The following is a 22,183-nucleotide window of genomic DNA, read 5'->3' as shown; positions in this document are numbered from 1 at the left end:
ATGAGGGGCCGTCTACCGATGAAACAGTCTGCACCACGCTTCGCGATCGCCGCCCTGGCGGGGCTGATGCTTGCCGGCTGCACGGTCCAGCCCCTCTATGCGCCATCGCCGAAGGCTGAAACCGTCCGGTCCGCCGCGCTTGGTTCGGTCTATATTGAGCCGGTTAACGAACGCCCAGGTCAGGAAGTGCGTAACGCATTGATTTTCCTGATGAATGGCGGCGCGAAGCAACCCACCGATCCCGCCTATACGCTGTCGCTGGACGTGACGTCGGTCACCGAGAGCGCACTCATCGTTCAATTGTCCGCACGCGACGGCGAGCCGACGTCGAGCAATGTCGTTGTTGCCGCCACCTACAAGCTGACGCGCAGCGCCGACGGGACCGAGATCGGAAGCCGCCGCGCGAGCGCCACGGCATCCTATGACATCTCGCAGCAGGAATTCGCCAACACCAGGGCCGAACGTGACGCCGAGAAACGCGCCGCACGCGAAACGGCCGAGCAGCTTCGTGCCCTGATCGCGGCCGACCTGTCGCGCGCGGGAGCACTGTAGGGGGACAGGCCGTTGAGCGAGCTCAAGGCCGGAGAAGTCGACCGGTTCCTGAGAAACCCGGACCAGTCGAAGACCGTCTATCTCGTCTACGGGCCGGATCGCGGCCTGGTCTCCGAGCGCGCCGAAACGCTCGCGAAGTCGTCCGGTGTCGATCTGGCCGACAGTTTTTCGACGATCAAGCTCGATGCCAACGAACTCGCCGGCGATCCCGTCCGCCTGGTCGACGAGGCCTACACGGTGGCGATGTTTGGCGGCGACCGGTTGATCTGGATCCGCAATGCCGGCAACCAGAAGGACATATCGGCGAATATCGAGAATATCCTGAAAGAGCCGCCCGACGCGGTCAAACTTCTGATCGAGGCAGGCGATCTCAAGAAGGGGACCGGACTCAGGGCGATTGTCGAAAAGTCGCCGAACGGCGTGACGCTTCCCTGCTATGCCGACAGCGCCCAATCGCTCAACACGCTGATCGACATGGCGTTCGGCGAGACCGGCCAGCGCCTGTCGCTCGACGCCCGACGCTACATCCAGGACCACATCGGCGGTGACCGGCGCGCCTCGCGCGGAGAACTGGAAAAGCTCCTGCTCTACGCCCATGGCGAGGAGGAAATCACGCTTGAAATGGCGCGAGAGAGCATCGGCGATGCGTCCGGGATCTCGTTCGACAATGTCGTCGATGCCGTCATCACCGGCAGGCTCGCCGATTTCGACGAGGCGATGCAGGCCTTCATTGCGTCCGGCTCCAATCCGCAGCCCCTGCTGGCCGCGGCTATTCGGCAGTTCCAGCAGCTCGATCTGCTGCGCGCCGACATGGACCAGACAGGCCGGCCGGCCGGCGCGGTCGTGGCCGGCGCCAGACCTCCGGTGTTCTTTGCGCGGCGCAAGACGGTCGAACTTGCGCTCAGCCGCTGGACAAGGGCCGGCATTCGCCATGCATTGCGCCGGTTGCAGGATTGTGTGCTGGAAAGTCGGATGAATGCGGCGCTGACGGTGCCCGTTGCGCGCACGGCGCTGCTGGCGATTACAATCCAGAGCGCACGTCGTCGTTAGTCGGCTAAAGAAAGAAACCCGTCAGACGCCCTGAAGTCGGTGGCACAGCGAATCGAGCTGTTCGAGCGTCTTGTAGCGGACGCGCACTTCCCCGCCATTCTGACCATGGGTGATCTCGACGCGAAGCCCGAGCTGATCGGTCAGCAGTTTTTCGAGCGCCAGCGTATCGGCGTCCTTCTCCTTCGGCGCCGAATGGCCGGATTTGTGCGACGCCGGTGTTGCTTCCTTCGCCTGTGCCATCGTTTCCGCCTGCCGGACCGACAATCCTTCCTCGACGATCCGTCGCGCCAGCGGCAAGGGATCGTCCGCGGTGATCAGGGCGCGGGCGTGGCCCGCGGACAAGGCGCCGGTACGCACATAGTCGCGAACCGGTTCGGGAAGCTTGAGCAGCCGCAGCGTGTTGGCGACATGACTGCGGCTCTTGCCGATGACGTCGCCGAGATCGGCCTGCGTATAGGCGTATTCATCCATCAGCCGCTGGTAGCCCGCGGCCTCCTCGATCGGATTGAGATCGGACCGCTGCACGTTCTCGATGATCGCCAGTTCCAGCGCGATCTTGTCATCGACATTGCGGATGATGACGGGAATCTCGGTCAGGCCGGCCCGTTGCGCGGCCCGCCAGCGGCGTTCGCCAGCGATGATTTCATGGACGCCCGGCTTTCCCGCCTGTTCCCGCACGACCACCGGCTGGATGATGCCGTGTTCGCGGATCGAGGATGCGAGATCGCTCAGCTCTTCTTCGGAAAATTCCCGGCGCGGGTTGTTCGGGTTGCGCACCACGAACTCGATCGGCAGGTTGCGGTCGCTTGCCTGCGGTTTCGGAGCGGCCTCGGCGGGCTTGTCCATTTCCCCGATCAGGGCTGCCAGGCCTCGTCCAAGCCGTTTGCGGGAAGCGTCGTCTGCCATTTCAGTTCCGTTCGTTTCGTTATCGAATCGCTTCAGGCCGGTGTTAGCTGCCGCTCGCGGCGGATGACTTCCGAGGCCAGTTGCAGATAGGCCTGGCTGCCGGCGCAATTGAGATCGTAGAGGATCGCCGGCTTGCCGTGCGACGGCGCCTCGGACACGCGCACATTGCGCGGGATGATCGTGTCATAGACCTTGTCGCCGAGATGCGCCCGCACGTCCTCGACCACCTGCAGCGCCAGATTGTTGCGCTTGTCGAACATCGTCAGGACGATGCCCTGGATCTCCAGCGCAGGATTGATCGAGTGCTTCACCTGGTCGACCGTGTTCAGCAGCTGGCTGAGGCCCTCCAGCGCGAAGAACTCGGTTTGCAGCGGCACCAGGATCGAATTCGCCGCCGCCATGGCGTTCAGCGTCAGTAGGTTGAGCGATGGCGGGCAATCGACGAGCACATAGGAAAACCGCGACGAGACGCGCGAAAGCGCCGACCGCAGCCGGAACACCCGGTCCTGAGCGCCGGAAATTTCCATTTCGACGCCGAGCAAGTCCATCGTGGAGGGCACGATGGAAAGATTCGGCACCGCCGTCGGGATCGCGGCATCGACCACGTCGGCCTCGCCGAGCAAAACGTCATAGGATGAAATCTCGCGATCCTCGCGATCGATCCCCAGCCCCGTCGAGGCGTTGCCCTGCGGATCGAGATCCACGATCAGCACCCGCTCGCCGATGGCGGCCAGCGCGGTTGCCAGATTGATCGCCGTGGTCGTCTTGCCCACGCCGCCTTTCTGATTCGCTATCGTGATCACGCGGCACGTTTCCGCCATGCGAAAGCCCTCGAATACAGGAACGGTTCAGTCCGGTTTCGGCCGCAGATTGGATATTTCCAGAATAACGGAGTCTGCGTCGATCCGGCTCTGATGTATTAACAGATCGAAATCCCAATTTGCATGGCTTTCTTCGATCTCGGCTGCATATCCACGGCCTTTGTGAAACAGCGCCCGGCTTCCGTGGCGGAGCCAGGGAGCTGTCATCGAAAGCAGCGCGGGCAAGGCGGCAAGCGCCCTTGCCGTCACGATTTGCGGCGCCGCGATCCGGCCGACGACCTGCTCGATCCGCTCGGCATGGATGATCGCCGACGGCGCGCATTGCGCCTTGACCGCCTGCAGGAATGCGGTCTTCTTCCGGTTGCTTTCGACCAGTTCGACCCGGGCGTCCGGGCGATCTTGCAGCAGGATCGCGATCACCATGCCGGGAAATCCGCCGCCCGATCCGAGGTCGGCCCAATGCAGCGCATCGGGCGCCAGTTCGAGAAGCTGCGCGCTGTCCGCGACATGGCGGCGCCAGAAATCCTTTTGCGTCGACGGGGCGGTCAGATTGATACGCGGCGACCATTTCCCGTAAAGCGCCGCGAAATCCTCCAGCCTCCGGCGCGTTTCACGTGAAACATCCGCCAGCGGGTCATGGCCGTTTTGCGCTGAAAAAGATTCGATTGTCATGCGACGCGGCTCGAAGCGCGGCGGCGCTGTTGCACATGCGCTATGATCAGGCCGAGCGCCGCCGGCGTGATCCCCTCGATGCGCTGCGCCGCAGCCAGCGTTTCCGGCCTGCGCGCTTTCAGCTTCTGCTTCAGCTCGTTCGACAACCCGGCGATCCGGTCATAATCGAGATCATCCGGAATGACGGTCTGCTCTTCCTTGCGCACTGCGGCGATATCCGCCGCCTGGCGTTTCAGATAGACGGCATATTGCGCTTCGATGTCCAGCCGTTCCAAGATCGAAGCCGGAAACGCTGCCATGTCCGGCCAGATGCGGACGATGTCCTTCATCCCGATATCCGGATATGACAGCAGGTCATAGGCCGACCGCCGCACGCCGTCGCGATTGATTTCGAGTCCGAATCGATGCGCCTCCTGCGGCGAGATCGCCCGGTCCTGCGCCAGCGCCCGCGCGGCATCAAGTCGTTCCGTCATCGAATCGAAATGCCGGCGTCGTTCTTTGCCTGCCAGGCCGACATCGATCGCCAGCGGCGTCAGCCGCTGATCGGAATTGTCGATCCTGAGCGACAGCCGGTATTCCGCCCGCGAGGTAAACATCCGGTAGGGTTCGGAAACGCCGCGTGATACCAGATCGTCGATCATTACGCCGATATAGGAATCCGTACGGCTGAACACGACCGGTTCCATACCGCCCGCCAGACGCGCCGCGTTCAAGCCGGCAACAAGACCTTGCGCGCCGGCCTCTTCATATCCGGTCGTCCCGTTGATCTGACCCGCAAGGAAGAAACCCTCTACGCTGCGCAATTGCAGCGTCGTATCCAGGGCGCGCGGATCGACGTGATCGTATTCGATCGCATAGCCCGGCTGCAGCATCGCCGCCTTCTCGAGACCCGGAATCGTTTTCAGGATCTCCAGCTGCACCTCTTCGGGCAAGGAGGTCGAAATCCCGTTTGGATAAACCGTGTCGTCGTCGAGACCTTCCGGCTCGAGGAAGATCTGGTGGCCGTCTCGCTCGCCGAACTTGACGATCTTGTCCTCGATCGACGGGCAGTAGCGCGGGCCGACACCCTTGATATTGCCGGAATACATTGCGCTACGGCCGAGATTGTCCTCGATGATCCGGTGCGTCGCCGGCGTCGTCCGCGTGATCCCGCATTCGATCTGCGGATTGGTGATCGCATCCGTCAGTGTCGAAAACGGAAACGGATCGTCATCCGCGGCCTGCATCGCGAGCGTGCTCCAGGCGATCGTCCGTCCGTCGAGCCGCGGCGGCGTCCCCGTCTTCAGGCGCCCGAGCGGCACGCCAAGGCGTTCCAGCGTCGCCGACAGGCCGATGCTCGGCCTTTCGCCCATCCGGCCCGCAGGCGTCGTCTTGTCCCCTATATGGATCAGACCGCGCAGGAATGTGCCGGTCGTCAGCACAACCGCGCGACAGGCAATCCCGGAACCGTCGGCGAGCATAACACCGCTCACGGCACGATTATCGTCGAGAACGAGGTCAACCGCTTCGCCGTCGACAACGGCGAGATTGCCGATCGCGGCAATTTCCGCCTGCATCGCCTCCCGGTAAAGCCTGCGGTCCGCCTGGGTGCGGGGCCCGCGAACCGCCGGACCTTTCCGGCGGTTTAGCATTCGGAACTGGATCCCGGCCGCATCGGCGACCCGGCCCATGAGACCGTCAAGCGCGTCGATCTCGCGCACGAGATGTCCCTTGCCCAATCCGCCGATGGCGGGATTGCAGGACATCGTCCCGATCGTCGCGAAGGAATGGGTGACGAGTGCCGTCCGCGCGCCGACAGCCGCCGCGGCGCGCGCCGCTTCGCAGCCGGCATGGCCGCCGCCGATGACTATCACGTCGAATTCACGCTTCATGGTTTTCATCTTTCTGGATCGCGCCCGAATGACGCAGGAAAGCGGCGGCGTCAAGGCCGGCCATGTTTCACGTGAAACACCGAAGAAGTCTCCAGCGGCGGCGCTTCACGTGAATCCCCGCAATACCGCGTCCCTGACAATGTTTCACGTGAATCATTTCCCGATGCAGAATTGGGAAAAAATGACACCCAGCACATCCTCGACCCCGTGCTGCCCAGTGATCCTCCCCAGGTTGAATGCCGAGAGTCGAAGCGATTCGGCACGCAATTCCAGCGGCAAGCCTTCTTCCCTGTTCGCTTTGTCGAGTTCCGCCAGAGAGAAACGGAGATTGTCGATATGTCTTTGCCGCGTGGGCAGGGAGGACACGTCTTTCCCCAGCGCCGTGGCGAGATGCGCCTCCAGTGCGTCAAACAACCGGTCCAGTCCGCCAGCCCGAACAGACGAAACCTCTATGACGCCGCCTGGCGCCTTGACCGTTGCCAGATCCTGCTTGGTCGCCAGCCGCCAGACTGCAACATCGCCAGAATCGAAATCCGCCGCCCACACACCATCTTCCGACAGATGCAGTACCAGATCGGCTTCCGCAGCGCGCGCACGCGCGCGCCGAATGCCTTCCGCCTCGATCTTGCCGGCCCCCTCACGGATCCCGGCCGTATCGGTGACAATCACAAGATGCCCGCCGATTGACAGGCGCGTTTCAATGACATCCCGGGTGGTCCCCGGTTCTTCGGACACGATCGCCACGTCGCTGCCAGCGAGCGCGTTCATCAGGCTCGACTTGCCGGCATTCGGCGCACCGACGATGACAATCCGGAACCCCTCGCGCACGGCATTGGCCCGCCCGGCGCCCGCCATATGCGTTCGCATCTCGTCCGCCAGCGCCGCCATGTCCGTCCAGACCCGATCCGCGACCGAGCCGGGAACGTCCTCCTCGTCGGCGAAATCGATTTCCGCCTCGATCATGGCGCGCGCATGCAACAACCGCGCTTGCCAGCTTTCATAGAGATCCTTCAGCGAGCCGGAGGCTTGCGACAACGCCAGCACCCGTTGCGCTTCGGTTTCAGCAGAGATCAGGTCGGCCAAGCCTTCCGCTTCGGTGAGATCGAACTTGCCGTTGACAAAGGCCCGCCGGGAGAACTCTCCCGCTTCCGCCATCCGCAATCCGTCGAAAACCGCCAGCTCCTCCAGCATCCGGTCAACGACCGCGCGCCCGCCATGCAGATGAAATTCGGCGCTGTCCTCGCCGGTGAAACTGGCCGGTCCCGGAAACCACAACACCAGGCCGGCGTCGATGATCGAATCGTTCCGGGTACGAATCGAGCGTAGCGCCGCATTCCGCGGCTCTGGAAGAATTCCGGCGAGCGCTTCAGTCACCTTACGCGCTTGCGGGCCGGAAACGCGGATGACCGCGACACCGGACGGCAACGCCCCGCTCGACAACGCAAAGATGGTATCCATATCGTTAAGACCCGACCGAAGAAGGATGATCGCGTGACCGCCATTTCGCAAAACAGGCTCGCCAGCACCACAAGCCCGTATCTACTGCAACACAAGGACAATCCTGTCCACTGGCAGCCCTGGGACGAAACGGCGCTGCAGGCCGCCCGGGAACTCGACCGGCCGATCCTGCTGTCGATCGGCTACGCCGCCTGCCACTGGTGCCATGTCATGGCGCATGAAAGCTTCGAGGACCACAAAGTCGCGGAGCTGATGAACGGGCTCTACGTCAACATCAAGGTCGACCGCGAGGAACGCCCCGATATCGATCAGATCTACATGGCCGCGCTGACCGCCATGGGAGAGCAGGGCGGCTGGCCTCTGACCATGGTGCTGACGCCCGACGGCAAGCCTTTCTGGGGCGGCACCTATTTCCCGAAGGAGCCCCGCTATGGCCGGCCCGGATTCACGGACGTTCTGGTCCAGGTCGAAGCCGCCTGGCGCCAGCGCCGCGCCGATATCGACGCCAACGCCAGCAGGCTGCAGAACCATCTGCAGGAGCAACTCGCCGGCAGCGCAGCGCCCGGCATGCTGACCCCGGAGACCATCGGCGATTTCGCGCACCGCATTACTGGCCTCTACGACCCAGACCACGGTGGTCTTCAGGGCGCGCCAAAATTCCCAAATGCGCCGTTTCTCGAAACACTGTGGCGCGCATGGCTGCGCGACGGCAACGAAACCGCACGCGACCGCTTTCTCGAAACCGTCACTGCGATCGGCCTCGGCGGAATTTACGACCATGTTGGCGGCGGGCTGGCCCGCTATGCGGTCGACGGCAGATGGCTGGTGCCGCATTTCGAGAAGATGCTCTACGACAACGCCCATTTCATCCGCCATTGCGTCTGGGCCCACTCGGAGACCAGCCAGGAATTGTTCCGGACTCGAATCGACGAGACGATCGCATGGCTCGAGCGCGACATGGCGATCCCGGGCAGCGGCTATGCAGCCAGTCTCGACGCCGATTCGGAAGGCGAGGAGGGCAAATATTATATCTGGTCGCTGAACGAGATCATCTCCCTCCTCGGCGAACAGGCCGCTCGATCCTTCGCTTCTTCCTATGACATTACCCAAGGCGGGAACTGGGAAGGAAAGAACATCCCCAACCTGTCCGCCTTTCGCAAGGACCCGGCGCAGGCCGCAGCCGAAATCGCCCGCCATGCCGAAAGCCGAAAAATTCTTCTGGAGCAACGCTACAGACGCGTCCCGCCCGGTCGCGATACCAAGGTCCTGGCCGACTGGAACGGCTATGCGATCCGCGCCATCGCCGAGGCCGGCCGTTATTTCGGTTCCGAATCGTGGCTCGACATTGCTGGCGCCCGGTTCCAATCCCTGATGGCGGCGCTGTTTGCCAGCGACCGGCTCTCCCACGTCCATGACGGCAAAAAGCCGAGCGCTTTCGGTTTCGCCGTCGATTACGCCGCCATGATCAGTGCCGCTCTCTCGCTCGCCGAAGCCACCGGCGATACCGCTTTCCTCGACCAGGCGAAGAAGCTGGCCGATTCGCTCAAACGGAATCATTTCGATTTCGAATCGAGTCGGGCATACTGGATGTCCGAGCGCGATCGGGCCGATACGCCGATGCTTGCATGGAATGACCTCGACGAGGCCAATCCTTCCGCCACGGCCCAAGTCATCGAGGCGCTCGCCCGGCTGGCGCTCGCCACGGACGATGCCGACCTGACCGCTCATGTGGACAACCTGACCGCCCATGCCGCCGGCCGGATCATGCAAAGCCGTTTCGGCCAGGCCGGATTCATGAACGCCGCCGACACCGTATCGGCGGCACGCAAGCTCGTCGTCGTCGGAAACGACCCCTCGGGCGATCCGCTCTGGGCTTATGCGACACGCCACCCCGACCCACGCCGGACCGACATTTTCCATTCTTCCGGAGCTGGCGGAACACAGTTTCCCGAAAACGGCGCCTATCTCTGCGCCGAAAAGCGATGCTCGCCGCCGGTGACAACCGACGGCGAGCTCGAAGTCCTGCTACAGGAAGGGATATGAATCCGACTTACGAATCCGGCTAAATAACCGGATCCGCTCTGTCAGGCATTCATCGAGTCGAAGAACTCGGCATTGTTCTTGGTCTGCTTGAGCTTGTCGATGAGGAACTCGATCGCGTCCGTGGTGCCCATCGGCGCAAGGATCCGGCGGAGCACGAAGATCTTCTGCAGATCCTGGCGCGGGATAAGCAGGTCTTCCTTGCGGGTACCCGACTTGAGCACGTCGATCGCCGGGAAGGTGCGCTTGTCGGCGACCTTGCGGTCGAGCACGATTTCCGAGTTGCCGGTGCCCTTGAACTCTTCGAAGATCACCTCGTCCATGCGGCTGCCGGTATCGATCAGCGCGGTCGCGATGATGGTCAGCGACCCGCCTTCCTCGATATTGCGTGCCGCTCCGAAGAAGCGCTTCGGCCGCTGCAGGGCATTGGCGTCGACGCCGCCCGTCAGCACCTTGCCGGAGGACGGCACCACGGTGTTGTAGGCACGGCCAAGGCGGGTGATCGAATCCAGCAGGATGACGACGTCACGGCCATGCTCGACCAGGCGCTTGGCCTTTTCGATGACCATCTCGGCAACCTGCACGTGGCGCGATGCCGGTTCGTCGAATGTCGAGGAGACAACTTCGCCCTTCACCGAACGCTGCATGTCGGTCACTTCTTCCGGACGCTCGTCGATCAGCAAAACGATCAGGTAGCATTCCGGATGGTTGGCCGTGATCGAGTGGGCGATGTTCTGTAGCAGAACCGTCTTGCCGGTGCGCGGCGGCGCGACGATCAGGCCGCGCTGGCCCTTGCCGAGCGGTGCCACGAGATCGATGACACGCGCCGACAGGTCCTTCGACGTCGGCACGTCGACTTCCATCTTGAAGCGCTCGTCGGGATAGAGCGGCGTCAGATTGTCAAAATGGCTCTTGTGCCGGATCCGCTCCGGGTCTTCGAAATTGATCGTGTTGACCTTCAGAAGCGCAAAATAGCGTTCGCCTTCCTTCGGTCCACGGATCGGGCCCTGCACAGTGTCACCGGTCTTCAGCGAAAACCGCCGGATCTGCGACGGCGAGATGTAGATGTCGTCGGGGCCGGGAAGGTAATTGGCGCTCGCCGAACGCAGGAAGCCGAAGCCGTCCTGCAGGATTTCGACCACGCCGTCGCCGATAATCTCGACGTCGTCGGCCGCCAGCTGCTTCAGGATCGCAAACATCAGCTCCTGTTTGCGCATGGTGCTGGCGTTTTCGACCTCCAGGCTCTCGGCGAATTCGACGAGATCCGTGGCGGATTTGTTCTGGAGGTCCTGTAGTTTCATTTGTTGCATGAAAACACGCTTTGTCTTTGGAATAGAGAAATGGAGGAAAGAGGCCCTAGAAAGGGGACGGGAATCCCGGGCCGAGTTTTTCCTCACATAAGCTTTTGCGCGCTTTACTTCAAGTCACAATCGGAAAGGCGCGTTTGCCCTCAGCCGAAGGGTTTGACGATGACGAGAATGACGATGACGATCATCAGCAGCGTCGGCACTTCGTTGATCATGCGCCAGTAGCGCGGCGGCTTGTCGTTGCGGTCTTCCGCAAACTGCCGCACCGCCTTCGAAAACATGCCATGTACCGCCGAAAGAATGATCACCGCCAACAGTTTCGCGTGGAACCATGGCGACGCAAAATAGCCACCGGTCCAAGCGAGCCACAGACCGAGCGCCCAGGCGATGGTCATCGCCGGGTTCATGATGACGCGCAACAGGCGCCGCTCCATCACCTTGAAGGTCTCGCTCTGTACCGAGCCCTTCTCGGCATCGGCATGATAGACGAACAGCCGCGGCAGATAGAGCATCCCCGCCATCCAGGCAATGATAGCGATGACATGCACCGCCTTGATCCAGAGATAGAGATCCGTTGGATCGAGCCAGAAGATGAAGCCGGTAAAGACGAGCAGCACCACGATGGCGATCGCCGCGCGCCGCGCCGCTATCCTGCCGCTCCGTTTCGAGATCTCGCTATCCGGATCGCTCATCGCATTCACGCCTTTCCGCGCACCCGGTCAACCATGTAGCCGACATTCTCCGGATCGGCGTCCGGCGTTATCCCGTGGCCGAGATTGAAGATCAACGGACCATTACCCAGCGCATCGAGGATCCGGTCCACACCGTCACGGATCGTCTCCTTGCCGGCAACGACACGCAGCGGATCGAGATTGCCCTGCACCGGGCCTTCCTTCTGCAGCTCCACCGCAAAGGAGAGCGGCACCGTCCAGTCGAGGCCCAGCGCATCGATCTGCGTCTTTTCGCGATAGCCGCGATAAAGCGCGCCCGCTGCACGCGGAAAGCCGATGATCTTTGCATCCGGCCGAACCGCACGGACCTTTTCGACGATACGCGCGACAGGCTTCACGCAAAACGCCTCGAACGTCTCTTCGTCGAGAACGCCCGCCCAGCTGTCGAAGACCTGCAACGCATCCGCGCCCGCTTCGAGCTGACGAAGAAGATAATCTGCGGACATGTCGGCCAAAAGATCGAGCAGTTTTTCCATCGCCGCGCGCTCGCGATAGCCGAACAGCCGCGCCGGCGCCTGGTCGGGCGTGCCGCGTCCGGCAATCATGTAGGTCGCTACCGTCCAGGGCGCACCGCAAAATCCGAGCAGCGTTGTCTCTTCCGGCAATTCGCCGCGCAACCGCCGCACCGTCTCGTAGACCGGCGCCAGATGTTCATGCATCCCGGACGGATCAAGCAAGCTGATCTCCTCCAACGTAATAGGATCGAGCCGCGGTCCTTCACCTTCGACAAAACGCACGCCGCGCTTCAGCGCATCGGGAAGAACGAGAATGTCCGAAAACAGGATCGACGCATCAAAGCCGTATCGCCTGATCGGCTGCAACGTCACTTCCACGGCCAGATCCGGTGTGTAACAGAGATCGAGAAAGCCTTTCGCCGTCGCTCTCGTTGCTCTGTATTCCGGCAAATAGCGTCCTGCCTGACGCATGATCCAGATCGGTGGCGGGGTCACCGTCTCCCCGTTCAGCACCTTCATGATCTTGCGTTCGGTTGCCATTATCCCCGTTTCCCCGCTCCACACCTGTCTTCTAAAAACTTCTGCGAAGCTATTTGATGATTCTATGAGTCTGTGAATAGCAGGTATCTCCGGTTTTGCAGAGATCACGGCCAGACACGGATTGCCGCAGGCGTGCGGAAACAATGTCAAAAGTGCCTGTGAATCAATGTGGAAGAGATTCATTAGCTTTTTCAGTACTTTGGCCTGTTTATAATCGACCGTCCTGTGGATTGTTCTGTATTAATCGGGACAGCATCGTTTTTCCCCGCTGTTCCCCAGCCCTGCAAAACCGGCAGGCTCCGCCTGTGAAGAGTGGATAAGTCGCACTGAAATCGCCTCCGGGGAAAACCCGCCGGAGCGCGTCCGGATTATCCACAGTACCCCACAGGCGGAACCGAAACGCGCGGACGGTATTCGTCTGCTCCTTGATAACCTTGCCAACCGGCTTGCGAGCGTCTAACCGCTTGGCCGCATTGCAAAGGGAGTTCCGATGAGCCTCGTCCTCGCGTCCACGAGCCCGTTTCGTGCGGCGATCCTGAAAAACGCCGGTCTCGACTTCAGAGCCGAAGCCGCCGGGATCGATGAGCGTAGCGTCGAGGCGCCGCTACTCGAGACGGACGCGACCGCCGAGGACATCGCCGCGGTCCTCGCCGAAGCCAAGGCAATGGATGTGTCCGAGCGCAATCCGGGTGCTCTCGTCCTTGGCGGCGATCAGACCCTGTCGCTGGAAGGCAAGCTGTTTCACAAGCCGGCCGACATGGAAGAGGCGCGGTTCCATCTTTTGTCCTTTTCCGGCAAGACCCATCAGCTCTGGAGCGCGCTCTCGCTTGTCCGCAATGGCGAGGCGGTGTGGCGTCATGTCTCCGTCGCGCACATGCGTGTGCGTCCGCTGTCGCCGCAATTCATCGGCCGCTATCTCGCGCGTACCGGCGACGCTGCGCTAAAAAGCGTCGGCGCCTATCAGTACGAAGGCCTCGGCATCCAGCTCTTCGACGGTATCGACGGCGATTATTTCACCATTGTCGGCCTGCCGATTCTACCGTTGCTTAAAAAGCTGCGCGACCTGGGCGAGATCGATGGCTGACGCGCCGCGCGCCTTCGTCGCCGGCCACCCGATCGGCCACTCGCGGTCTCCGCTCATCCATGGCGCCTGGCTGATGCGCTATGGCATCGACGGCTCCTATTCCGCGATCGACGTGCCGCCTGAGGAATTCCGCGCGCTCACCGTGGCGTTGCGCGCCGGCGAATGGATCGGCGGCAATGTCACCATCCCGCACAAGGAAACTGCCTTTAATCTGGTCGACCGGCGCGATGCCGCCGCCGAGGCAATCGGCGCGGTCAACACGCTCTGGCTCGAAAACGGCGTTCTCGTCGGCGGCAATACCGACGCCTTTGGCTTCGCGGCAAATCTCGATCAGCGTCTGCAGGGCTGGCGCGACGGACAGACCGCTCTGGTGCTGGGTGCCGGCGGCGCCAGCCGCGCGGTCATCCACGCTCTGCTCGAAGCCGGATATTCCCGTATCGACATCGTCAATCGCACCGTCGAGCGCGCCGATCAGCTCGCGACCCGGTTCGGCCAAAAGACCGCGGCCTATGGCTGGGATGCCGCCGGCACTCTTCTCAAATCCGCCGACCTGATCGTCAACACCACGTCGCTGGGCATGCACGGCCAGCCGCCGCTTGTTCTCGACATGGCGGATGTCAGACCGGATGCGATGGCGACCGATATCGTCTATGTGCCGCTCGAGACGCCGTTCCTGAAACTCGCCGCGGAGGCGGGTTTGAGAACCGCCGACGGTCTCGGCATGTTGTTGCACCAGGCGGCACCCGGGTTTTCGCACTGGTTCGGTACTTGGCCGGATGTCGACGATACCCTGCGCGATCTCGTCATCGCCGACCTGAACAAGGTGCACAGCTGATGATCATCGTCGGTCTCACCGGTTCGATCGGCATGGGCAAATCGACCACCGCAAAGATGTTCGCGGAGGAAGGCGTGCCGGTCCACGATGCCGACGCCGCGGTGCATCTGCTTTATTCGGGCAAGGCCGCGCCGCTGATCGAGGAGGCTTTTCCCGGAACGGTAAAGGATGGCGTTGTCGACCGGGCGGAGCTTGGCAAACGCGTTGTCGGCAATGCCGAGGCGATGGCGAGACTGGAAAAGATCGTTCATCCGCTGGTCCGCGAGGCCGAAATCGCGTTTCTGGACAAGGCGCGCGCCGAAAACCGTCCCGTCGTCGTGCTCGACATTCCGCTGCTTTTCGAAACCGGTGGCGATCGGCGCGTCGACTGCACGGTGGTTGTCACCGCGCCGGCGGATATTCAGCGCGAGCGGGTGATGGCGCGGCCGGGCATGACGACAGAACGCTTCGTAGGCCTGCTTGCCAAGCAGATGCCGGACGCAGAAAAACGCCGCCGCGCCGATTTCCTCGTCGATACTTCGCTCGGCATGGAGGCGGCGCGCGCCAAGGTGCGCGATATCGTGCGCGTGCTTGCAGCCAGGAACAGTAAAAAAGAAGCACTGGACGGCAGCGCCTGACCATTGAGATGGCGCACCGCGCCGGTCATCATGGGCGAAACGCCAACGCCGGAACGAGATCATGCGGGAAATCATTTTCGATACCGAGACGACCGGGCTCGATTCCTCCGCAGACCGGATCATCGAGATCGGTGCGGTCGAACTGGAAAACCGGTTCATCACCGGGCGCAATTTCCATGTCTTCATCAATCCGGACGGGCGCGAGGTTCATCCCGAGGCGCTGGCCGTCCACGGGATCTCGAACGAGCAACTTGCCGACAAGCCGAAATTCGTCGAAGTCGTCCAGGACTGGCTGGACTTCACCGCGGGCGCGACCCTGATCGCCCACAATGCCGGTTTCGATGTCGGATTCTTCAATGCCGAGTTTGCCCGGATCGGCTTTCCGCCAATCGACCCGGACCGTATCGTCGACAGCCTCGGTCTTGCCCGCCGCCGTCACCCGATGGGCCCGAATTCGCTCGACGCGCTGTGCAAGCGCTACGGCATCGACAACTCCATTCGCGAGAAACACGGCGCGCTCCTCGACAGCGAGCTTTTAGCCGAAGTCTATATCGAGCTGGTCGGCGGCAAGCAGGCGGCGCTCGGGCTGGATACCGGCGAAGCGAATCGGAGCGGCAATGGCGGGCCGTCGGATGCCGGTTCGATAACGCTCCGGCCACGGCCGGTTCCGCTGCCGTCCCGCATCACGCCCGCGGAAGTCGAGGCGCACCGCGCGCTGGTCGACGGGCTCGGCGAAAACGCGATCTGGCGCGCGGACACGAAAAAGGGCGGCTGAGCCGCCCTTTGCTTTTCAGTCCCGGTGTTAAATCCGGATCAGGCGTTGACCTGTGCCTTGGCCTGTTCTTCCGCCATGCGGCGCTGGAACATCTGCGCGAAATCGACCGGGTCGATCATCAGCGGCGGGAAACCGCCATTGCGCGTGCATTCGGCGACGATCTGGCGGGCAAACGGGAACAGCAGCCGCGGGCATTCGACGAACAGGATCGGCAGGAGATGCTCCTGCGGGAAATTCGCCACGCGGAACACGCCGCCATAGACCAGCTCGACATTGAACAGCACATTGCCTTCGTCTTCGGCCTTGGCGGTGAGCGTCAGGCCGACATCGAAATCGTTTTCGGCAAGCGGATTCGCCTGGACATTGACGTTGATGTTGATGGCCGGCGACTTTTCGCGCGGGCGAAGCGAAAGCGGCGCGCCCGGGCTTTCGAAGGACAGGTCCTTCACATACTGGGTCAGGACGGAAAGCTGCGGCGCGGCGCCGTTTGCCTGTTCCGTGCTTCCGGGCTGTGTGCCGCCGTTCTGTTTGTCGTCTGCCATCGTTCAAGCCTCTCGGATGGATATTGGCGCGGGGTTGACCTGCGCTCGCTGAAATCTGGCGGCTGGCTAGCACGGCCCTTGTTGACTGGCAAGAACGCAAGGCCGAAGAGCGGCCCGCTCTAGTCGTCCTTCGACCAGGGGCTCGTGCCGTCCCGGCCTTCGGTATAATCCTCTTCGGACAGGTCGATCGTGCGCGGGCCCTGGGAACGGCGGGTTTCGTAATGCGCGGAACTTGTTGCCGAGACGACCTGTATGCGGCGCCGAACGAAATGCCAGACGAGATCGCGCAGCGCCGGAACGAACAACAGGAAGCCAAGCGTATCGGTCACGAAGCCCGGCGTCAGCAGCAGGATGCCGGCGACGAGGATCATGACCCCGTGCACGAGATCCCGTCCGGGCATCCGGCCCTGGTCTATTTCGCTGCGCATGCGGTTCAGCAGCCCGAATCCCTGAACCCGGAGCAGAACCGAGCCGATGATTGCCGTCAGAACGACCATGCCAAGTGTCGGCAGGACCCCGATCTGCGAGCCGACGGCGATGAATACCCCGATTTCCAGCAGCGGAATGATCAGGAGGATGAAAGGCAGGAGCGTAAACGGCATGGAATCGGTTTCTTTTCTCGATGTTGCACCCACAATGTAGTTATTCATTGCGCGATTTGAATGCGCGCCATTCGTGGTTATATGAAGTCGAAGAAAAACAGCTTTAGCGCGGGACGTTTTATGGAAGGCTCAAACCTTGTCACACTTATCTTCATCGTCGCCGCGGTGTTCGTGTTTCTGCAGCTGCGCAGCGTGCTGGGGAAACGCACCGGCCACGAGAGGCCGCCTTTCGATCCCTATTCGCAAACCCGCGAGTCACCGGCCGACAAGGGCACCGATGCCGCAGCGGAAGATTCCGACTCCGACAATGTGATCACCTTGCCGGGCCGCGGCGAAGCCAAGGCCGACGCCTATCGCGAGATCGATCGCTACGCCAAACCGGGCACGGATCTCAATGCCGGCCTGCGCGCGATTCGCGACCAGGCGCGCGATTTTGAACCCGAGACATTCCTCTCCGGCGCCAAGATGGCCTACGAGATGATCGTCATGTCGTTTGCCGACGGCGACCGCAAAACGCTGAAAAACCTCCTGTCCAAGGATGTCTATGACGGCTTCGCCACCGCGCTCGACGAGCGCGAGGCGCGCGGCGAGACGGTGCAGTCGAGCTTCGTCGGCATCGACAAGGCCGCCATCACGACGGCCGAGATGCGCGATGCGGAAGCCTATGTGACGATCCGCTTCGTCAGCCAGCTGATTTCCGCGACCAAGGACAAGAACGGCGTCGTCATCGACGGCGATCCGGAAGCCGTCGTCGAGGTCAAGGATGTCTGGACTTTCTCGCGCGACACCCGCAGCCGCGATCCGAACTGGCGTCTCGTTGCCACCGAATCCGAAGAGTGATCCGCTCTTCCGATGTGGACGCTGCGACCGCTCCCGTTTAGCGATCTCGCCGGATGGGCCGCGGACGATCATGGCGCCGCGCTGAGCGCATTCGCGCGTCACGCCAACCGGCCGATGGGCGAAACCTACCGTCGTGGCGACGCGGGGATTCCTCCGGAACGCCTCGATGCGCTTTTTTCAGAAGCCGCGTCGGATACGGCCAGAGCCGATCCGCGCGGCTTTTTCGAACGCAACTTCGACCCCTTTGCCCTGGTGGAATCCATCGGTGAACGCGGTTTCGTCACCGCCTATTACGAACCCGAGATCGAAGCGTCACACGAGAGAAGGGACCGGTTCTGTGTGCCGTTTTACCGCCGCCCCGAGGATCTGGTTCCGGTCACCGACGATAACCGCCCGCTCGGATGGGACGAAGAGATCCGTTTTGCCCGCATCGCGGCGGACGGCACGCTGCTCGCCTATCCCGACCGCGCCGCGATCAATGCCGGATGGCTCGATGGCCGCGACCTCGAGATCGCCTATGTCGAAAGCCCGGTCGACGCGTTCTTCGCCCATGTCCAGGGCGCGGCGCGGCTGCGCCTCGGCGGCGGCGAGGTGGTGCGCGTCACCTATGACGGCAAGACCGGCCATGCCTTCACCGGGATCGGCCGCCTCCTGGTTGAGCGCGGCGAGATCGATCCGGACCGGGTGTCCATGGCATCGATCCGCGAATGGCTCGCCGAACATCCGGACGACGCTCTCCCGCTGATGGAGGAAAACCGGTCCTACATCTTCTTTCGCGAAGCGGCCGTGAACGATGCCGGCAGCGGACCGGTCGCCGCCGCGAAAGTGCCGCTGACCGCCGAACGCTCGCTCGCCATCGACCGTCTGGTACACACATTCGGGACGCCCGTCTTCGTCAACGCCGACGCGGTCGACGGTGCGCCCTGGTCGCGGCTGATGATCGCGCAGGATACCGGCAGCGCCATTGTCGGCCCGTCGCGCGGCGATCTTTTCATGGGATCGGGTTCCAAAGCCGGTGATCGCGCGGGGGCGGTCCGCTCGTCTGCCGATTTTGTCCTGCTGGTTCCGAAGACCGTCCGCATAGAACCCGGCGCCGGAGTGGCGCGATGACGACGAAACGCCCGCGCCGCAAGCTAACCGAGGAAGAAACCATCCTGTGGCACAGGGTCGGCCGCACCGTCACGCCGTTGCGCGACCGCTCTGTCGTTATGACGGGTGCGTCCGACGAGGCGCTGAAGCGCGATTTTCTCGAGGCGATGGATGGCGCGCCCCGCCCGGCAGGGAAACCGCCGGCGCAGGAGACCGACATCCGGTCGCCGCTGTCGCATGGCCGCGCGGCGCCCGCGCCGAAACCGGCACCGCGCCCCGAGCGCCAGATCGACCGTCCAACCGCGCGCAAGATCGCCAGGGGCCGGATCACCATCGATGCCCGCATCGACCTGCATGCCATGACGCAGGACCAGGCCCACGACCGCCTTTACGCGTTTCTTGCCGATACCCGGTCGCAGGGCTGCCGCCATGTCCTCGTTGTTACCGGCAAGGGACGGTCGCTCGGCAGCGAAGGCGTTCTGAAACGCATGGTGCCGGTGTGGCTCAACAGTCCGCGTTTTTCCGGCCTTGTCAGCGGCTATTCCTCGGCAAGCCGGCAGCATGGCGGCGAAGGCGCGATCTATATCCGCCTGCGCAAGCTTGCGCGCGCCGATGGGAGTCTGCGCGGATGACTCCCTTCGGAGCCCGATTGCGGGAACTGCGCGCCGAGCGCGGCATGACCCAGAAGCAGATGGCCGAACAGGTCGGTGTGTCCGCCGCCTATCTGTCCGCTCTCGAACACGGCCATCGCGGTGTCCCGGGCTGGGCGCTGCTGCAGCGCATCATCGCCTGCCTGAACATCATCTGGGACGATGCCGACGAGTTGCAGCGCCTCGCGATGCAATCGGCGCCGAAGGTCACGATCGATACGTCGGGCATGGATCCGGCGGCGACCGAACTCGCCAATCTCCTGCAACAGGCGGTCGGAAACCTGACCCGCGACGATCTCGAGCATCTCAACCACCGCATCCGAGTGTTGCTGAACCGGTCCGGCCAGGTGCCGCGGCGAAAATGACGGGATTCACTCGTCGAGCAGCGCGCGCAGCTCGGACTCCTTGTCGTTGATCATCCAGCCATAGTAGTTTTCTTCCGGCATGATCACGTGGCTGGATTGCGCATTGCGTCTGGCTAGAGCGCGCGCCCGCCCGGCTGAATCGCCGGTATTGTAAAGCGTCGCCGTCAGTCCCGGATTGTCCGAAATGTCGAAGCCGGCGATCTCGCGGTAGTCGTCGATCGCCGCGGCAAGCGTCGCCGCGATATAGGGAAGCGTCTCGTCGGGATCCATGATCGCCTTGTAGACCTCTTTGCCGTTCCTTTCGGAAAGCTTGCGCGCCCCGGTCACCGCGTTGACCCTGTCGGTCATCATCAGCGCGGTTAGCGGATTGAGCTGGCCGATGCCGAAAGTCTGGCCGGCATAGAAGGGCTGGAAGAACACGGCGCTGAACCGGTTGTTCGGAAATGATGTTCCGTCCACCGTCTTGCCGCGGAACTTTTCGTTCCAGATCGCTTCACGGCAGCTCCACAGCTTGCGGCTGTCCTGCAGGGCATTGCAGGGCTCGAACTGCGGCCGCGCGATGAAGTCGTCGATATCCTCGCCGTCATAGTCGAAGTTGATGCGTCCGGTGAGATAGGAAATCGCCTTCACGTAATAGGTCTGGGCGCGGTCGTAGGCGTCGACATTGTAGGTATGCTCGCCGACGATCGCTCCGACCATGTGGATCGGATCGATGCCGAATTTCTCCGCCGTGCGCTTGATGTTGGCGATCAGGCGCTTGTCGCGCTGAAGCAGGCCCATGACCTTCTCGTATTTCGCTTCGAAGGTCGTCTTGAGCGCGCGGGTGCGGTTTCTCGATGCACCGGGAATGTCGGGCTGTTCGACATGGCGGTTGCCTGGCGGGACGACCGTCAGCGCAAATGCGGGTGCGACGGATCCGAACAGGAGCCAGAGCATGGCAACAGCGATGATACGAAATGACGACATCGTCTCGAAATTCTGCCTGTGTGCCCCGCAACGCTAGTAGGAAAAGCGCCAGGCTAAGTCGAGAGCCTTGCGCAACGATTTCCCCACTATGGCCGATCGGTCACAGTACGTAGCGCGAAAGATCGATATTTCGCGCCAGATCGCCGATCTGGTTGCGGACATAATCGCCGTCGATAACAAATTCCTCGCCAGCCTTGTCTGGTGCCGAAAAGGAAATCTCGTCGAGAATCCGCTCCATCACCGTCTGTAGCCGCCGCGCGCCGATATTCTCGATCGCGGCGTTCAGATCGACGGCGATGTCGGCGATCGCGTCGATGGCGTCATCGGTGAAACTGATCGTCACCTCCTCGGTCGCCATCAGCGCGATATACTGCTTGATCAGGCTTGCCTCGGTTTCGGTCAGGATGCGCTTGAAGTCCTCGCGTTCCAGCGCCCGCAATTCGACGCGGATCGGCAGGCGGCCCTGCAGCTCCGGCAGCAGGTCGGACGGCTTGGAGACGTGGAACGCGCCGGATGCGATGAACAGGATGTGGTCGGTCTTGACCGGCCCGTATTTCGTCGAGACCGTCGTGCCCTCGACCAGCGGTAACAGGTCGCGCTGCACGCCCTCGCGGCTGACGCCGGCGCCGAAACGGCCTTCGCTGGCCGCGATCTTGTCGATCTCGTCGAGAAAGACGATGCCGTCGTTCTGCGCTGCAAGCAACGCTTCCTGGATGATCTGGTCCTGGTCGAGCAGCTTGTCGGATTCGTCGGCGAGCAGGATGTCATGCGAATTGCGCACGGTCGTCTTGATCGTCTTCGTCTTGGCGCCGCCGAAAGCTTTGCCCAGCATGTCGTTGAGATTGATCATGCCGATATTGGCGCCGGGCATGCCCGGGATCTCAAAGCCCGGCATGCCGCCCTGTCCGCTGTCGGCGACCTCGATCTCGATTTCCTTGTCGTCGAGCAACCCGTCGCGCAGCTTCTTGCGGAAACTGTCCTTGGTCGCCGGGCTCGCGGTCGGTCCGACAAGCGCGTCGAGCACGCGCTGCTCGGCGTTGACAAACGCCTTGGCCTTGACCTCTTCGCGTTTCTTTTCGCGCACCAGCGCGATACCGACCTCGACCAGGTCGCGTATGATCTGCTCGACGTCACGGCCGACATAACCGACTTCGGTGAATTTCGTCGCCTCGACCTTCACGAAAGGCGCGCCAGCGAGTCTCGCCAGGCGGCGTGAAATTTCCGTCTTGCCGACGCCGGTCGGCCCGATCATCAGGATGTTCTTCGGCATCACCTCGTCGCGCATCGCGCCTTCCAGGCGCTGACGGCGCCAGCGGTTGCGCAGCGCGATGGCGACCGCACGCTTGGCGTCTTTCTGGCCGATGATGAAGCGATCGAGTTCGGATACGGTTTCCCGCGGAGAGAAATCAGACATA

Annotated in this window: 23 protein-coding genes; 11 read left to right on the top strand and 12 right to left on the bottom strand. The window is 62.5% G+C overall.

The annotated features are described in order from the left end of the window. Nucleotides 1–18 precede the first annotated feature (18 nt). Together lptE and holA are read left to right on the top strand one after the other, a co-directional pair. Entirely contained in the window at nucleotides 19–552 is a 534-nt protein-coding gene (gene lptE / locus IG169_RS01335; protein ID WP_193174339.1) for an LPS assembly lipoprotein LptE, read from the top strand. Nucleotides 553–564: 12 nt separating this feature from the next. Then, nucleotides 565–1,602 (top strand): DNA polymerase III subunit delta, encoded by a 1,038-nt coding sequence (gene holA, locus IG169_RS01330; RefSeq protein WP_193174338.1) that lies wholly within the window; start codon nucleotides 565–567, stop codon nucleotides 1,600–1,602. Nucleotides 1,603–1,623: 21 nt separating this feature from the next. On the opposite strand, the gene IG169_RS01325 is transcribed toward holA, so the two are convergent. The 5 genes from IG169_RS01325 to mnmE form a co-directional block, all read right to left on the bottom strand. Further along, nucleotides 1,624–2,508, bottom strand: a complete 885-nt coding sequence (locus IG169_RS01325) for a ParB/RepB/Spo0J family partition protein (protein WP_193174337.1) — start codon at nucleotides 2,506–2,508, stop codon at nucleotides 1,624–1,626. A 32-nt stretch (nucleotides 2,509–2,540) separates the two neighbouring features. Continuing rightward, entirely contained in the window at nucleotides 2,541–3,329 is a 789-nt protein-coding gene (locus IG169_RS01320; RefSeq protein ID WP_193174336.1) for a ParA family protein, read from the bottom strand. Between the two features lie 27 nt (nucleotides 3,330–3,356). After that, complete coding sequence (rsmG, locus tag IG169_RS01315; protein ID WP_193174335.1) at nucleotides 3,357–4,001, bottom strand: 16S rRNA (guanine(527)-N(7))-methyltransferase RsmG; 645 nt, start codon at nucleotides 3,999–4,001, stop codon at nucleotides 3,357–3,359. Further along, a complete protein-coding gene (gene mnmG / locus IG169_RS01310; protein WP_193174334.1) occupies nucleotides 3,998–5,872 on the bottom strand; it encodes a tRNA uridine-5-carboxymethylaminomethyl(34) synthesis enzyme MnmG in 1,875 nt (624 codons plus the stop codon). Before mnmG ends, rsmG begins: the two co-directional genes overlap by 4 nt. Nucleotides 5,873–6,025: 153 nt before the next feature. After that, a complete protein-coding gene (mnmE, locus tag IG169_RS01305; protein WP_193174546.1) occupies nucleotides 6,026–7,330 on the bottom strand; it encodes a tRNA uridine-5-carboxymethylaminomethyl(34) synthesis GTPase MnmE in 1,305 nt (434 codons plus the stop codon). A 33-nt stretch (nucleotides 7,331–7,363) separates the two neighbouring features. Here mnmE and IG169_RS01300 point away from each other — a divergent pair, with 33 nt between their 5' ends. Then, nucleotides 7,364–9,373 (top strand): DUF255 domain-containing protein, encoded by a 2,010-nt coding sequence (locus IG169_RS01300; RefSeq protein ID WP_193174333.1) that lies wholly within the window; start codon nucleotides 7,364–7,366, stop codon nucleotides 9,371–9,373. Between the two features lie 41 nt (nucleotides 9,374–9,414). Here IG169_RS01300 and rho read toward each other — a convergent pair whose 3' ends face one another. The 3 genes from rho to hemE form a co-directional block, all read right to left on the bottom strand. Continuing rightward, on the bottom strand, nucleotides 9,415–10,680 hold the full coding sequence (gene rho, locus IG169_RS01295; protein ID WP_193174332.1) for a transcription termination factor Rho: 1,266 nt from the start codon (nucleotides 10,678–10,680) through the stop codon (nucleotides 9,415–9,417). Between the two features lie 140 nt (nucleotides 10,681–10,820). After that, entirely contained in the window at nucleotides 10,821–11,369 is a 549-nt protein-coding gene (hemJ, locus tag IG169_RS01290) for a protoporphyrinogen oxidase HemJ (RefSeq protein WP_193174331.1), read from the bottom strand. Nucleotides 11,370–11,374: 5 nt separating this feature from the next. After that, nucleotides 11,375–12,406: a uroporphyrinogen decarboxylase gene (hemE, locus tag IG169_RS01285; protein WP_193174545.1), complete on the bottom strand. Its 1,032-nt coding sequence runs from the start codon at nucleotides 12,404–12,406 to the stop codon at nucleotides 11,375–11,377. Between the two features lie 487 nt (nucleotides 12,407–12,893). Between hemE and IG169_RS01280 the strand changes: the two genes are divergently transcribed. The 4 genes from IG169_RS01280 to dnaQ all read left to right on the top strand — a co-directional run bounded on the left by IG169_RS01280 (nucleotide 12,894) and on the right by dnaQ (nucleotide 15,714). Then, nucleotides 12,894–13,487, top strand: coding sequence for a Maf-like protein (locus tag IG169_RS01280; RefSeq protein ID WP_193174330.1), 594 nt, complete (start codon nucleotides 12,894–12,896; stop codon nucleotides 13,485–13,487). Then, nucleotides 13,480–14,322: a shikimate dehydrogenase gene (locus IG169_RS01275; protein ID WP_193174329.1), complete on the top strand. Its 843-nt coding sequence runs from the start codon at nucleotides 13,480–13,482 to the stop codon at nucleotides 14,320–14,322. The genes IG169_RS01280 and IG169_RS01275 overlap by 8 nt, the downstream gene beginning before the upstream one ends. Next, nucleotides 14,322–14,939: a dephospho-CoA kinase gene (gene coaE / locus IG169_RS01270; protein ID WP_193174328.1), complete on the top strand. Its 618-nt coding sequence runs from the start codon at nucleotides 14,322–14,324 to the stop codon at nucleotides 14,937–14,939. The genes IG169_RS01275 and coaE overlap by 1 nt, the downstream gene beginning before the upstream one ends. 61 nt (nucleotides 14,940–15,000) lie before the next feature. Beyond that, nucleotides 15,001–15,714, top strand: coding sequence for a DNA polymerase III subunit epsilon (dnaQ, locus tag IG169_RS01265; protein ID WP_193174327.1), 714 nt, complete (start codon nucleotides 15,001–15,003; stop codon nucleotides 15,712–15,714). Between the two features lie 38 nt (nucleotides 15,715–15,752). Here dnaQ and secB read toward each other — a convergent pair whose 3' ends face one another. Together secB and IG169_RS01255 are read right to left on the bottom strand one after the other, a co-directional pair. Continuing rightward, on the bottom strand, nucleotides 15,753–16,256 hold the full coding sequence (secB, locus tag IG169_RS01260) for a protein-export chaperone SecB (protein WP_193174326.1): 504 nt from the start codon (nucleotides 16,254–16,256) through the stop codon (nucleotides 15,753–15,755). Nucleotides 16,257–16,375: 119 nt separating this feature from the next. Next, on the bottom strand, nucleotides 16,376–16,858 hold the full coding sequence (locus IG169_RS01255) for an FxsA family protein (protein ID WP_193174325.1): 483 nt from the start codon (nucleotides 16,856–16,858) through the stop codon (nucleotides 16,376–16,378). Nucleotides 16,859–16,978: 120 nt separating this feature from the next. On the opposite strand from IG169_RS01255, the gene IG169_RS01250 reads away from it, so the two are divergent. The 4 genes from IG169_RS01250 to IG169_RS01235 are packed head-to-tail and all read left to right on the top strand — an operon-like array spanning nucleotide 16,979 to nucleotide 19,802. Further along, nucleotides 16,979–17,698, top strand: coding sequence for a Tim44/TimA family putative adaptor protein (locus tag IG169_RS01250; protein WP_193174324.1), 720 nt, complete (start codon nucleotides 16,979–16,981; stop codon nucleotides 17,696–17,698). A 12-nt stretch (nucleotides 17,699–17,710) separates the two neighbouring features. Beyond that, nucleotides 17,711–18,808: a murein transglycosylase A gene (mltA, locus tag IG169_RS01245; protein WP_193174323.1), complete on the top strand. Its 1,098-nt coding sequence runs from the start codon at nucleotides 17,711–17,713 to the stop codon at nucleotides 18,806–18,808. Then, nucleotides 18,805–19,419: a Smr/MutS family protein gene (locus tag IG169_RS01240; RefSeq protein WP_193174322.1), complete on the top strand. Its 615-nt coding sequence runs from the start codon at nucleotides 18,805–18,807 to the stop codon at nucleotides 19,417–19,419. Before mltA ends, IG169_RS01240 begins: the two co-directional genes overlap by 4 nt. Continuing rightward, nucleotides 19,416–19,802 (top strand): helix-turn-helix domain-containing protein, encoded by a 387-nt coding sequence (locus IG169_RS01235; protein ID WP_193174321.1) that lies wholly within the window; start codon nucleotides 19,416–19,418, stop codon nucleotides 19,800–19,802. Before IG169_RS01240 ends, IG169_RS01235 begins: the two co-directional genes overlap by 4 nt. A gap of 6 nt (nucleotides 19,803–19,808) precedes the next feature. Here the strand turns inward: IG169_RS01235 and IG169_RS01230 are convergent, their stop codons facing one another. Together IG169_RS01230 and hslU are read right to left on the bottom strand one after the other, a co-directional pair. Then, the gene (locus IG169_RS01230; RefSeq protein ID WP_193174320.1) at nucleotides 19,809–20,768 is read right to left on the bottom strand and encodes a DUF1402 family protein; all 960 of its coding nucleotides are present in this window, start codon (nucleotides 20,766–20,768) and stop codon (nucleotides 19,809–19,811) included. A 100-nt stretch (nucleotides 20,769–20,868) separates the two neighbouring features. Then, nucleotides 20,869–22,182, bottom strand: coding sequence for an ATP-dependent protease ATPase subunit HslU (hslU, locus tag IG169_RS01225; RefSeq protein ID WP_193174319.1), 1,314 nt, complete (start codon nucleotides 22,180–22,182; stop codon nucleotides 20,869–20,871). Nucleotide 22,183 lies beyond the last annotated feature (1 nt).

Origin of the sequence: Oricola nitratireducens, assembly GCF_014904745.1 — a bacterium.
In the GTDB taxonomy this organism is placed as follows: Bacteria; Pseudomonadota; Alphaproteobacteria; order Rhizobiales; family Rhizobiaceae; genus Oricola; species Oricola nitratireducens.
This window is presented reverse-complemented; position numbering and strand designations above follow the sequence as displayed.